Source organism: Flavobacterium sp. N1736, assembly GCF_025947065.1.
GTDB lineage: Bacteria > Bacteroidota > Bacteroidia > Flavobacteriales > Flavobacteriaceae > Flavobacterium.
The window spans coordinates 815546-828514 of the sequence record NZ_CP109994.1 but is presented as its reverse complement, the minus strand read 5'-3'; the positions used below and the strand labels follow the sequence as shown (position 1 = coordinate 828514).

At 33.0% G+C, this 12969-nt stretch carries 12 protein-coding genes; 2 read left to right on the top strand and 10 right to left on the bottom strand.

Annotated features, from left to right (window positions below):
* The first annotated feature begins 198 nt into the window (after positions 1-198).
* Positions 199-588, top strand: a complete 390-nt coding sequence (gene ytxJ, locus OLM54_RS03535; protein WP_264537221.1) for a bacillithiol system redox-active protein YtxJ — start codon at positions 199-201, stop codon at positions 586-588.
* Positions 589-756: 168 nt separating this feature from the next.
* On the opposite strand, the gene OLM54_RS03530 is transcribed toward ytxJ, so the two are convergent.
* A complete protein-coding gene (locus tag OLM54_RS03530; protein ID WP_264537220.1) occupies positions 757-1923 on the bottom strand; it encodes a hypothetical protein in 1167 nt (388 codons plus the stop codon).
* Positions 1920-2918, bottom strand: a complete 999-nt coding sequence (locus OLM54_RS03525; RefSeq protein ID WP_264537219.1) for a DUF2157 domain-containing protein — start codon at positions 2916-2918, stop codon at positions 1920-1922. The genes OLM54_RS03530 and OLM54_RS03525 overlap by 4 nt, the downstream gene beginning before the upstream one ends.
* Positions 2919-3143: 225 nt before the next feature.
* Here OLM54_RS03525 and OLM54_RS03520 point away from each other — a divergent pair, with 225 nt between their 5' ends.
* The gene (locus OLM54_RS03520; protein WP_264537218.1) at positions 3144-4199 is read left to right on the top strand and encodes a polysaccharide lyase family 1 protein; all 1056 of its coding nucleotides are present in this window, start codon (positions 3144-3146) and stop codon (positions 4197-4199) included.
* A gap of 75 nt (positions 4200-4274) precedes the next feature.
* Here the strand turns inward: OLM54_RS03520 and argH are convergent, their stop codons facing one another.
* From argH to OLM54_RS03480, 8 genes are all read right to left on the bottom strand, one after another.
* The gene (gene argH / locus OLM54_RS03515; RefSeq protein WP_264537217.1) at positions 4275-5555 is read right to left on the bottom strand and encodes an argininosuccinate lyase; all 1281 of its coding nucleotides are present in this window, start codon (positions 5553-5555) and stop codon (positions 4275-4277) included.
* Between the two features lie 205 nt (positions 5556-5760).
* Complete coding sequence (locus tag OLM54_RS03510) at positions 5761-6831, bottom strand: M20 family metallo-hydrolase (protein ID WP_264537216.1); 1071 nt, start codon at positions 6829-6831, stop codon at positions 5761-5763.
* Between the two features lie 206 nt (positions 6832-7037).
* On the bottom strand, positions 7038-7811 hold the full coding sequence (gene argB, locus OLM54_RS03505; protein WP_264537215.1) for an acetylglutamate kinase: 774 nt from the start codon (positions 7809-7811) through the stop codon (positions 7038-7040).
* A 103-nt stretch (positions 7812-7914) separates the two neighbouring features.
* Entirely contained in the window at positions 7915-8862 is a 948-nt protein-coding gene (locus OLM54_RS03500; protein ID WP_264537214.1) for an N-acetylornithine carbamoyltransferase, read from the bottom strand.
* A 100-nt stretch (positions 8863-8962) separates the two neighbouring features.
* Positions 8963-9352, bottom strand: coding sequence for a GxxExxY protein (locus OLM54_RS03495; RefSeq protein ID WP_264537213.1), 390 nt, complete (start codon positions 9350-9352; stop codon positions 8963-8965).
* 107 nt (positions 9353-9459) lie between these two features.
* Entirely contained in the window at positions 9460-10221 is a 762-nt protein-coding gene (gene proB / locus OLM54_RS03490) for a glutamate 5-kinase (RefSeq protein WP_264537212.1), read from the bottom strand.
* Between the two features lie 266 nt (positions 10222-10487).
* Positions 10488-11681: a glutamate-5-semialdehyde dehydrogenase gene (locus OLM54_RS03485; protein ID WP_264537211.1), complete on the bottom strand. Its 1194-nt coding sequence runs from the start codon at positions 11679-11681 to the stop codon at positions 10488-10490.
* An 89-nt stretch (positions 11682-11770) separates the two neighbouring features.
* On the bottom strand, positions 11771-12904 hold the full coding sequence (locus OLM54_RS03480; protein WP_264537210.1) for an aspartate aminotransferase family protein: 1134 nt from the start codon (positions 12902-12904) through the stop codon (positions 11771-11773).
* Positions 12905-12969: the final 65 nt, after the last annotated feature.

Genomic DNA, 12969 nt, shown 5'->3' with positions numbered 1-12969 from the left:
ATTTAGGATTGATTTTTATTTTTAAAATATTCGATAACATTAAAATTAGAATTTATTGCATTAAATTTTCACTTTAAATACGCTAACTTTGCTTCCATATTTCAAAATATATTCCACATTAAAATTACAGACAAAATGGCGTTTAAAACAGCTTTTTAGCTAATTTTTAACGTCAAAAAGTCATAAAACAAGTCAAATATGAGTTTTTTAAATTCAATCTTCGGAAGTTCAGAGAATACAGATTCTCCTAAAAGCAATATAAATTGGACAGAATTAACAGATATATTACAGTTGCAGGAAATTGAAGCAATATCAAATGAAAAACCAGTTGTAATTTTCAAACATAGTACAAGATGCAGTATTAGCCGTATGGCTTTGAAGCAATTTGAGCGTGAATATGATTTAAATGAAACTGTTGATGCCTATTTCTTAGATTTAATCGAACACAGAGATATTTCAAATGAAATTGCTCAAAGATTCAATGTATATCACGAATCTCCACAATTAATTTTAATCAAAAACGGAAAAGCAGTTTACAATGTTTCGCACAGCGATATTGATGCAATTGCTTTGAAGGATAAAGTTTAGTTTTTCCTTGTAAAATGACTTTTTGTAAAATGACTTTTTGTAAAATGATTTTGTGTAAAATGATTTTTGTAAAAGGTGAGATGTAGATTAAATAGAACTACATCTCACTTTTTACTTTTTTACATCTCACCTTTTACTTTTTTACATCTCACCTTACTTTTTACAAAACTAGAAAGTTCCTTCTGAACCTCCTCCGCTAAAACCTCCTCCTCCAAAATCCATTGGAGATTCTGCTTTTACTTCTGGTTTTAAACCAAAAGCTGAGGCCACAATTAAAGCTTCTGCATTTAAAATAGTGTTCGAATTATTGATTCTATCCGGTTTAAAAGTCAATCCGGTTTCTTTGTCTTTTATTTTTTTAATCGAAAAATAAGCTATTGCAAACAAAACTAATCCGCCTAAAGTCAGCGCTATTTCTATTGGTAAAACAGAATAATAAAATCGTATTGTATAAATTGAAAAGGCAACCGCTAAAAAACTTATCCAAAGCATGATTCTGTCTTTTGTTCTTAAAGCCTGTAACAAATAAATAACCGGAACAATTAATGTGAAAGCATAGAAGAAAACAGCAAACGGAATATCTTGTCCAGGAAGAACCTCGTTTCCTAAAAGTGCTGCAGAAAGTTCTCTTACTATTAAATAATTACAAGACAGATAAAATAAGATCAAACAGAAACTATTTGCCAACAAAAGACCATTATAATAATAGCTTTCGGTTAATTTTTGGATGCTGTTTTTAGTAAAAAAATAAAAACCTGCTGCAAATAACATCGCTGTAAAAGGCAAAATTGTCTTTCCGATAGTGCCAAATTCAAACATTCCGTAAAATAAAAATGCCGAAGATGCCAGACAAAAAACCAGCATTGAAGGCAAGTGTAAATATCTCCTGTACATTAAAAAGGAAACAACTGCAACAAAAGCGGCAATTATTAATTCGTACCCGTCAGTTGTAATCGCTACGGCAATACCAATATTTAAAATAACGCCCAAAATAAAAGCATCATCAAGACCATGATTATGATATTTTTGATTGGCTAAAACTTCTGACCCGGCAAAACCTATTGCTCCAAAAATGTAAAAGAAAATTTGGAAATAACTCTCTGATATACCACTCAATCCTATTAAGGAAACAGTACCGCAAATGGAGGAATACAAAAACGATCCTAACAAAAAGAAGCCTAAACGAATTAAAATATTGTTTTGAGTTTTAAAATCAGACAACTCTTTTTTAATTAAATCTCTTTGTTCTTTACTAATAAAACCTGCCTTTTGCAAAGAATTAGCTTCTTCAAGTAAAGCGATGTCTTTTAATATTTTTTTATCATGTATAATCATTCCGCTGTTTCTTTATTGAAATTTTTAATCAGTTTAATAAATAATATTATGGAGCCAATAAAATAAGCCGGCATCATTAAAACAAATAACATCCAGATATCTGAAAAGTCAACTGATTCAAAAAGTCGAAACATAACAATATTAAAACCTATATACGCATACAAAATCATAAAAACGTACAATGAAATTGCTCTCAATTGATGACTAATTTTATAAAAGTAGTAAGAAGATCCTGCGAGAATACCCAGAAAAACTGGCCAGGTGCCGGTATAATCACTAATTAAATTACTTATGGCTGCAATGCTGATGATATGCAATGCAAATGTTAGATAGATAATATTAAAATGTGTTTTTAGCTGAATTTTTGTGCTATAAATCGTCCATAAAATAAGTAAACCTCCTAACATTATGGCTGAATAACTGAGGCTTTGATCTGCATAAAAATTATTATTATTTAGCAAATCCTGAGGCGTTACAGAAAGCCCTACATAGGCTGCTAAACCAGTTACAGCAATTGTTAAAACACTTTTGTTATCAAAATAATATGCACAAAAGAAACTGACCAAAGTTGGAATTAAAGTTGCCAAACCATAATGAGTTCCAAAAGGCTTGTATTGAAATTGTAAATAACCAATAAAAATACACGTTAGAATATTCGCCAATAAGACCAAATATTCTAAAACAGGATGCTCAAAAGTAGTTTCTGATTTTTGAAAACCTTTTGAATTTTTAAAACAATAATAAAAGCAAACCGCAATAACTGCGAGCAATATAGATAGAATGGCGATATGACCAATAGTGTCTATATTTTTGTAAATTAAAATTCCGATTCCTGACGTAAATAATAAGACTGATAAATAAAGGAATAATTTTAATTCTGCATTTAGCGAGAAAATATTGAGATTGCGATACGAAGTAATTTCCTGGTACTGATTCCCAGTTATTAGATTTCTCTCTAAAAGGGATTTTGTAGACTGATCGTCAAATTTATTCATAATTTACATTTAAACGTACAAATCAAAAATAGTCTTTTTGATTGAATAAAATTTTATCAAATAAAAAAATACTTACTAAACTCATTCGCAAATCTGTTATTATTTAAGAACTATTATAAATATTTTGCTAAAATTATAGATTGTAAACTATATTAATTTAAATTCGTGCAATCGATTACATAAAAAAACTATCTAAACAAAAAACCACAAAAAAACTGTTTTAAAATGAAAAAAAACATTCTTCTGCTCTTTCTGTTATTGAGCATAACCAATCTTTCTGCACAAAATTATTATATGAATTCTCCCGAAGGATTTGGTGCTGCAACTACCGGAGGCGGAACTTCTGCTCCTGTAACTGTTACTTCTTACGATGATTTAGCGGCACAAATTAAATCAAATACTCCAGCTGTAATTTTGGTATCCGGAATAATAACGATTCCAAGTGGAAAACCAATTCAGGAAGTCGTAACCAATAAAACTATCATTGGTTTACCGGGCTCAAAACTTGTAAATGAAAACCAATCTAATCCCGGAGCCGGTATTTTATATTTAAAATCGGGTTCTAATAATGTAATTATACGAAATCTGGTTTTTATTGGTCCGGGTTCTTATGATATTGACGGTCAGGATAATTTAACAGCAGATTGCACAAATTTATGGGTCGATCATTGTGAATTTCAGGATGGTCAGGACGGAAATTTTGACAATAAAGGAAAAACAGACAATGTTACTATTTCATGGTGTAAATTTACGTATTTGAAAGCACCAAAATCCGGAGGTTCAGGAGGAGCTGATGATCATAGTTTCAGTAACTTAATCGGTTCCGGCAAAAATGATTTCCCTGCCGATGGACATTATAGCATTACATTTAAAAATTGTTATTGGGCAAATGGCTGTAAACAAAGAATGCCTCGCGCCAGAAATGCCGAAATTCATATTTTAAATTGCTATTATAACACATCAGAATCCGGCACTTTAGCTATTGGTTTAGGCGGAGGAATTAAAAATTCAACTTGTTATGTTGAAGGTTCTGATTTTGCAAAAGTCGAGAAAGTTTTTAAAGAATATATCAGCACAGATGGAGGAACGGTTGGAATTGTATTCGATCATTGCCGCAAAGGTCCGTCAGATTTTGGTACAACAGTAAACAAACCTACCTATTCGTACACAACAATTCCTTTAGGAAAAGTTGAAGAATATGTTGCCAATAAATCATGTGGCGCCGGAGCTACGCTTGAGGTGAATTCTGCCGGAATTATATCTTCAGGTTGTAAAAGCTAATTAGAGCTTAAATTGCATAAAAAAAGCCGATTTGTATTTACTACAAATCGGCTTTTTTTATAAGTGAAAAATGTTTTAAAGTGCTGCTTTCATTTTATCTTTAATTGCATTTAAGCATAAATTATTAATACTGCCTTCGTGCGTATGTTTTGTTTCTTTTGGAGATTGATAAGTTCCTGCTTCCAATTGTTCTGCAACAGCTTTGTAAGCATCTCTAAACGGCATTCCGGCAACTACCATTTCGTTTAAAGTATCTACTGTAAACAAATAATCGTATTTTTTATCTTTTAAAATATTGTCTTTTACGGTAATATCTTTTACGGAGAAAATCGCAATATCCAAACATGCTTTCAGGTTTTGAATCGCAGGAAACAAACCTTCTTTTAAAAGCTGTAAATCTCTGTGATAACCGCTTGGCAAATTATTTGTAATCAACGTGATTTCGTATGGAAGCGCCTGAATTTTGTTGCATTTTCCTCTGATTAATTCAAAAACATCAGGATTTTTTTTGTGTGGCATAATGCTTGAACCTGTTGTAAGGTGTGCCGGCAAACTGATAAAATCAAAGTTTTGGCTCATGTACAAACAAACATCCATTGCAAATTTTGACAAAGTTGCGGCAACACTGCTCATGGCAAATGCTACAGTTTTCTCTGCTTTTCCACGGCTCATTTGAGCTGCAACGGCATTAAATTTTAAAGTTTCAAAACCTAATTCCTGCGTTGTAAATGTTCTGTTGATTGGAAAAGAACTTCCGTAACCTGCCGCAGATCCTAACGGGTTTTGATCTACAATTTTTAAAGCTGCGTTTAACATTGTTACATCATCAATAAAACTTTCGGCATAAGCAGAAAACCACATTCCGAACGATGATGGCATTGCGATTTGTAAATGTGTATATCCCGGCAATAAAACATTTTGATGTTTCTCTGCCGATTCCATTAACAAATCAAATAATGTTTTAACTTGTTCTTTTATTGCTTTCAATTCATCTTTTAAATACAAATGAACATCTACTAAAACCTGATCGTTACGAGAACGTGCGGTGTGGATTTTCTTTCCGGCATCGCCTAGTTTTACCGTCAATAAATATTCTATTTTAGAATGTACGTCTTCAAAACTGTCTTCGATTTCGAAATTTCCAACTACAATATCTGCAATAATTTCGTTTAAAGCATCAACTAAAGAATTGGTTTCTTCTGAAGTTAACAAACCAATTTGTCCAAGCATTTTGGCGTGTGCGATTGAACCTAAAGCATCATATTTTGCGAGAACCAAATCGAGTTCACGATCGTTTCCAACAGTGAAATGTTCGATTTGTTTATCTGTTGCAATTCCTTTTTCCCAAAGTTTCATAACTTAGATTTTTAGACTTCTTAGATTGTTAGATTGTTAGACTTCTTAGATTTTTGGATCTTATAAGTTTATATTTTCTAATTTATCCTAATGTCATTGTTTATACTGGTGGTGTTTTTAGCCCCGATAGCAGTGGAAATCCTTTTTCTGGCTTCTTTAGCCAGGAAAAGATTGGAACGGATAGCGGGATTAACTCCTAATTATATTATAATTTAAAGAAATCGGTTAGTATTTTAATATACAAGTCGATTCCTTCTTCGATTTCGTTGATAAAAATAAATTCGTCTGCAGAATGTGACCGCAATGTTTCTCCTGGTCCCAGTTTTAAAGACTGACAACTCAAAACAGATTGATCTGAAAGTGTTGGCGATCCGTAAGTTGTTCTTCCTAAAGCGATTCCGGCTTGTACCAAACCATGCGCAATTGGAATAGACGATGCATTTAAATGCATGGATCTTGGCGTTACTTCGGCATTTACATTGGCTTTTACGACTTCAAGAATTTCGGTATTCGAATAACGATCCGTTACGCGAATATCAACCACTAAATCACATTCTGACGGCACAACATTATGTTGTTTTCCTGCGCTTATCTGTGTAACGGTCATTTTTACGGGACCTAAAACCTCAGATATTTTATCGAATTTATAGTTTTTAAACCATTCCATTACCGGAATTGATTTGTATAATGAATTATCATCGTTTTGATGTGCCGCGTGACTTGCAGTACCTTTTACTTTTACATCAAGAACAAGCAAACCTTTCTCAGCTACAGCCAATTGCATTAAAGTAGGTTCGCCTACAATGGCGCAATCCAACTCTGGTAAATGCTGCAAAACGCTGTTTAAGCCATTTTTTCCACTGCTTTCTTCTTCTGCAGAAGCTACGATTACAATATTATGAGGTAAATTTTGATTTTCATAAAAGTGAACAAAAGTCGCCAATAACGATACCAAACATCCTCCGGCATCATTACTTCCCAATCCGAATAATTTGCCGTCTTTTTCAATTGCTTTAAACGGATCGTTTGTATAAGCCTGATTTGGTTTTACGGTGTCGTGATGGGAATTTAGTAAAAGCGTTGGTTTGTTTTCGTCGAAATACTTATTGAAAGCCCACACATTATTGTTTTCTCTTTTAAAAGGAATTTCGTTTTGATTGAACCAATTTTCGATTAAAAGTGCCGTTTGATCTTCTTCACTTGAAAATGAAGGCGTTTCAATTAGGTTTTTTAATAATGCAATTGCTTCTTGGGTAAGCGTTTCTATATTTTTCATAGGTGTGTAGGTTCTCTGCCACGAAGGCTCAAAGTCACAAATTTTTTATTGATTTTATAAATCAATTTTGTGACGATTTTAATTTGCGCAAATTTCTAAAATTAATATTTAAAATGCCTTGCGCAATGCTATTTTTTTGCCACAGATTAAAAGAATTTTCACAGATTTTTAATCCTTTTTAATCCATTAATCTGTGGCTATTTCTTTTATAATGTAATCGTTGTATGTAAAACGTCTGGATTTTGTAGCATTTTATGATGCCCAATTTTGATTTTCTGAACGCCTCTTGATAAACTATTGAAACAATTATCCAGTTTTGGAATCATTCCGGAATGGATTACTTTTTCGGATTTTAGTTTATTATAAAGTTCTTCGTTTATTGCTGTAATTACAGATGAATCATCTTCTGAATCTTGCAAAACTCCTTGTTTTTCAAAGCAATATGTTAGCGTAACATCAAAAACCTCTGACAAAGCAATTGATAATTCGCTTGCAATAGTATCTGCATTTGTATTTAACAATTGTCCGTTTTTATCGTGTGTAATCGCGCAAAAAACAGGAACGATTCCGTTTTCAAGTAACGTTTTTAATAAAGATGTATTGACTTTTTTTACATCGCCTACAAAACCATAATCGATCGTTGGATGGTTTCGTTTTGTGGATTGAATTAAATTTCCGTCAGCTCCTGAAAATCCCATTGCATTGTTATTTTTTGCCTGCAATTGCGCTACAATATCTTTATTGATTTGTCCGGCATAAATCATAACCACAACATCAAGCATTGGAGCATCAGTAATTCGGCGTCCATCAATCATTTGCGGAACCAAGCCAATACTTTGAGCCATTTTCGTAGCCGATTTTCCTCCGCCGTGAACTAAAACTTTATATCCTTCTATTTTAGAAAAATCAGTTAAGAATTGTTCTAATTCTGCTGGATTATCGATTATGTTTCCGCCTATTTTTATTACTTTAACGTTCATTTCTTTCAAGGTTCAAAGGTTCAGAGGTTTAGAGGAACAAAGGTTTTTGTAACGGTTTTAAAAACCTTTGAACCTTTGTCGCTTTGTGCCTTTGCACCTCAAATTATAACTTTTTTAAAATCTTCTGCAAAACTAATTGTGCCGAATACGTTCTGTTATTCGCTTGCTGAATTACGATTGAATTCTCGCTATCAATAACTTCGTCACTTACAATTACATTACGACGAACTGGTAAACAGTGCATGAATTTTCCGTTATTGGTTAATGCCATTTTTTCGGCTGTAACGGTCCAGCTTGGATCGATGTTGGTTACTTTTCCGTAATCGTTAAAATTACTCCAGTTTTTTACGTAAACAAAATCGGCATTTTCGAACGCTTTATTTTGATCGTATTCTATTTTGCAGTCTTTTGTAATTTCAGTGCTTAATTCATAACCTTCAGGATGTGTGATTACAAAATCCATGTCTTTTTGCATTTGCATCATTTCTACGAATGAATTTGCAACTGCCTGAGGCAACGCTTTTGGATGTGGCGCCCATGACAAAACTACTTTTGGTTTGTGCTTTGTTTTGTATTCTTCCATCGTTATCGCATCTGCCAAAGATTGCATTGGATGACGAACAGCGCTTTCCATATTAACAATTGGCACAGTTGCGTGTTTCAAAAATCCTGAAATTACCGTTTCGGCATAATCTTTTTCTTTATCGACTAAACCTGCAAAAGCACGGATTGCGATAATATCGCAGTATTGAGATACTACTTCGGCAGCTTCTTTTATGTGTTCTGATGCGCCGGAATTCATAATCGCTCCGTCTTCGAACTCTAATGTCCAGCCTTCGTTGGTAAAATTCATTACCATAACGTTCATTCCTAAGTTTATAGCTGCTTTTTGAGTGCTCAAACGCGTTCTTAAACTTGGGTTGAAGAATAACATTCCTAAGGTTTTATTTTTTCCTGACTTTTTATTTTTAAGCGGATCTTTTTTGATTTTAATCGCACTTTTTACCCATTTTGATAATGAGTCAATATCTTTTATTGAAATATAATTCATACTTTCTTGTTTTTATTGTTGCCGATTTTTAGACGCGGATTATACTGATTCGCTATCGCGAAGACGCGGATAAAAACTGATTTTTCTTTTTCTTTTCTTTCTATTTCCTTATTTTTCTACTGTTTTCGAAAACTTTCCGTTTGAATTCTGGTTTTATTCCAAAATTTAAAAGTAAACCTACTTCGCAATTTGTTCCTTTTAAATAATTTAAAATCTGATTTTCAAACTCTTTAACTATACAATTTGCTGCTTTTAATTCTAATATTATTAAATCTTCCACAATCAAATCGGCATAATATTCTCCGACTTCGATTCCTTTATAATAAACTTCTATCTTCTTTTGAGCTTCAACTTTAAAGCCCTTATTTTTTAATTCTAAGTATAATGAATTTTGATAAACTCTCTCTAAAAATCCATATCCTAATTCATTATAAACTTCATAAAAAGTTTTAATAATAACATCCGTCAATTCCTCATGCAATAATTCCATTTCATCAATTTTGAATGAAATATACTACATTAAAATTAAAGACAAATAATAAAAATCCGTTTTTATCCGCGTCTTCGCGATAGCGAATCCGTATCATCCGCGTTCTATTAAACTATTTTAGTAAACGCAATCTCATTCTTTAAAGCCTTCAAAATAAAATTATCATTTAATCCGTTGACGATCCAGGTTTCAATGTTGGCAGCTTTTGCGATTCCAGCTGCTTCAATTTTTGATTGCATTCCGCCTGTTCCGTGTGATGATTTTGATTCGCCGATTTCTTTTTCTAATACTTTTAAATCCTGAACTAATTTAATCGTTTCCGGATTTTCATCATGAATAGAATCTTTCGTATAAATTCCGTTTGTATTAGTCGCAATAATCAGAATATCTACATTTAGCAGCACCGCCGTTAAAGCCGCTAATTTATCATTATCTCCAAACCTAATCTCATCTGTAGCAACGGTATCATTTTCATTAATAATCGGAATGTAATTGTTCTCTACCAAAACGTTTATTGTATTGACAATATTTATTTTAGATTGGTCTTTTTCAAAATCAGAATAAGACAATAAACATTGGGAAGTCAATAATCCTAAATCACTAAAATTTTCATGAAAAATCCGCATTAAATGGGGTTGCCCAATCGAAGCCAAAGCTTGTTTTAATGCAATTTCTTTGCCTTTACTTTCGAGTTTTACAAATTGTTTGGCTGCTGCAATTGCTCCGGAACTTACGATTACGAATTCATAATCTTTGTTTAAAGCGGCGATTTGCATTCCGATATCTTCAATCTTTCCCCGCGAAATATGATTGGTTTCTTTGGTTAAAGTGTTACTTCCTATTTTTAATAAAATCCGTTTTTTGCTCATTTTTTAAGTGGCTAAGGTTCTGAGTTACTGTCCCGAAGCCTCGGGACTAAGTTTTTATATTGTAAACGTTTTTTACCGCAAAGGGCGCAAAGGTTCTTTTATATTGTTTGCGCTTACAAAAGGCTAAGTTCGCAAAGCTAAATCTTTAAATAAATTCCAAATTTTTAAATTCCAAATTCCAATAATCTTAAATCTGAAATCGTTAATCCTCAATCTAAAATCTGAACTCTAAAATCTAAAATTATCTAATTGACAAATTATCTCAATTATCTAATCTGTCCTTCTCCGTAAACGTACCATTTATTTGTAACCAAATGTTGCAAACCAATTGGTCCGCGCTGATGCAATTTATTTGTGCTTATCGCTAATTCTCCGCCAAGACCAAATTGTCCGCCGTCTGTAAAACGTGTTGAGGCATTATGATAAACGGCTGCAGCATCTACAGATTCCATGAATTTTTGTGCTGCTTTGTCGTCTTTTGTAATTATTGCGGCAGAATGTCCGCCACAATATGTATTGATTTTTTCAATTGCATGTTCTTCAGAATCAATGGTTCCGATGACAATTTTATAATCTAAAAACTCTTCATACCAAATATCTTCGTTTTGAAGTATTTCTGTATTTGCCAAGTTTTCTAATGTTTTATCTACAATAACTTCAACTTTAGATTCTACTAAAGCTTCTATTAGCATTGCTGTAAAACCTTCGAAATTTGGTAATCTCGAATCGATTAAAACTTTATCCAAAGCATTGCAGGCCGAGATTTTAGAAGTTTTAGCATTCAAAATTACTTTTAAAGCCAAATCTGTATCAGCATTTTCATGAACGTAAACAAAATTATTTCCGCGTCCGCTTACAATTACGGGGCAAGTCGCATGTTGCTTGACAAACTCAATTAATTTCTCTCCGCCTCTCGGAACAATTAAATCGACTTTTTGAGTTGGTTTTTCTAAAAAGGCCTGAGTTTCTGAGCGATTATAATTTAAATATTCCACCCAATCTTTCGAAACTCCGTTTTCTTCTAAAGCTTTATGCCATAAATCAACAATCTTTAAATTTGATCGCAAAGATTCTTTTCCTCCTTTTAATAAAATCTTATTTCCGGATTTAAAAGCAATTCCTCCCGCTTCGATTGTAACATCAGGGCGCGATTCGTATATAATTAATATCGTTCCAAAAGCGGCTGTTTTATTCACCACTTTTATTCCATTATCATGTACAAAATGAAAACGCTCAACTCCAACCGGATCTTCTTGCGAAGCCAGTTGATTCAACGATAAAATCATCTCGTCGACTTTTTTATTATCAACTTTCAAGCGTTCTTCCATCGCTAAATCTGAGCCATCGTAAGCCAATAAATCCTCTTGATTGGTGAGAATTATTTGACTCCCCTCCTGCTCAACCAGCTTTGCCATAGAACGCAAAACAAGATTGCGTTTTTCGATTGATAATGGATTCATTTTTTTTGGTTTAATTGGTTAATTCGTTTAACTGGGTAATCGTTAATTCGTTTAATCGATTAACCAGTTAAACGATTAAACGAATTAAATTATAGCTCTTCTAAACTTTCTTTTAAAGCTACAATAAAGGTATCTATATCTGATTTTTTCACCGTTAATGGCGGCAAAATTCTTAACAGATTTTTGTTGTTGGCGCTTCCTGTAAAAATGTGTTTTTCGATAATTAGTTTTTTTCTTAAAGCACTTACGTCGAAATCAAATTCAATTCCTAACATCAAACCTTTTCCTTTTACTTGTTTGATTCCCAGAACTTCTTTGATTTTTTCTAAGAAATATTTATAAACTTCATTTACATTTTTCTGTAAATCTAGTTTCTCGATTACATCCAAAACTGCAATTCCTGCCGCACAAGACAAATGGCTTCCGCCGAAAGTGGTTCCTAATAATCCGAAACTTGCTTCAAATTTTGGCGAAATCAAAATCGCTCCAACCGGAAATCCGTTCCCCATTCCTTTTGCTACTGAAATAATATCCGCATTGATTCGGTGATGTTGAAAAGCAAAGAATTTTCCGCTTCTTCCGTATCCGGATTGTACTTCGTCTAAAATTAAAACTACATCGTGTTTTTTGCATGCTTTTTCTAAAGCCTGAAAAAATTCTGTTGTTCCTTGGTCTAAACCTCCAACTCCCTGAATTCCTTCGATAATTACTGCTGTAACATCGCCTTTTGCAAGTTCTGCTTCAACTAATTCGATTTGGTTCAGCGGTAAAAAAGTTACGACTTGTTGTGCATTTATTGGCGCAACAATTTTCTTGTTATCAGTAACAGCAACGGCTGCAGAAGTTCTTCCATGAAAAGAATTATCAAAAGCTACAACTCTTGATTTTCCGTTATGGAAAGACGCTAATTTCAATGCATTTTCATTGGCTTCAGCACCAGAACTGCATAAAAACAATTCGTAATCTTCTAATCCTGAAAGCTTTCCTAATTTCTGAGCTAATTCTACCTGTAATGGATTTTGAATTGCATTCGAATAAAATCCTAAATTATCTAATTGATTTTTTAGTTTTTCAACATAATCAGGCTGCGTATGGCCAATCGAAATTACACCATGTCCGCTATATAAGTCTAAATATTCAACTCCGTTATTATCTGTAATTGTGCAATCTAACGCTTTTACAGGCGTTATATCATAAAGTGGGTATACGTTAAATAAATTCATGTTTATTTTTGTTTTTTTTGTTTCAGGTTTAAAGTTTCAAGTTATTTGTAGGACGTGAAACTTGA

What these genes read in the sequence shown, in the direction of transcription:
- OLM54_RS03500 (WP_264537214.1), bottom strand. Translation starts at nt 8,862, where the DNA reads ATGAATTATATTTCAATAAAAGATATTGACTCATTATCAAAATGGGTA.
- argH (WP_264537217.1), bottom strand. Translation starts at nt 5,555, where the DNA reads ATGAAACTTTGGGAAAAAGGAATTGCAACAGATAAACAAATCGAACAT.
- OLM54_RS03525 (WP_264537219.1), bottom strand. Translation starts at nt 2,918, where the DNA reads ATGAATAAATTTGACGATCAGTCTACAAAATCCCTTTTAGAGAGAAAT.
- ytxJ (WP_264537221.1), top strand. Translation starts at nt 199, where the DNA reads ATGAGTTTTTTAAATTCAATCTTCGGAAGTTCAGAGAATACAGATTCT.
- OLM54_RS03485 (WP_264537211.1), bottom strand. Translation starts at nt 11,681, where the DNA reads ATGAATCCATTATCAATCGAAAAACGCAATCTTGTTTTGCGTTCTATG.
- OLM54_RS03520 (WP_264537218.1), top strand. Translation starts at nt 3,144, where the DNA reads ATGAAAAAAAACATTCTTCTGCTCTTTCTGTTATTGAGCATAACCAAT.
- OLM54_RS03495 (WP_264537213.1), bottom strand. Translation starts at nt 9,352, where the DNA reads ATGGAATTATTGCATGAGGAATTGACGGATGTTATTATTAAAACTTTT.
- OLM54_RS03480 (WP_264537210.1), bottom strand. Translation starts at nt 12,904, where the DNA reads ATGAATTTATTTAACGTATACCCACTTTATGATATAACGCCTGTAAAA.
- proB (WP_264537212.1), bottom strand. Translation starts at nt 10,221, where the DNA reads ATGAGCAAAAAACGGATTTTATTAAAAATAGGAAGTAACACTTTAACC.
- OLM54_RS03510 (WP_264537216.1), bottom strand. Translation starts at nt 6,831, where the DNA reads ATGAAAAATATAGAAACGCTTACCCAAGAAGCAATTGCATTATTAAAA.
- OLM54_RS03530 (WP_264537220.1), bottom strand. Translation starts at nt 1,923, where the DNA reads ATGATTATACATGATAAAAAAATATTAAAAGACATCGCTTTACTTGAA.
- argB (WP_264537215.1), bottom strand. Translation starts at nt 7,811, where the DNA reads ATGAACGTTAAAGTAATAAAAATAGGCGGAAACATAATCGATAATCCA.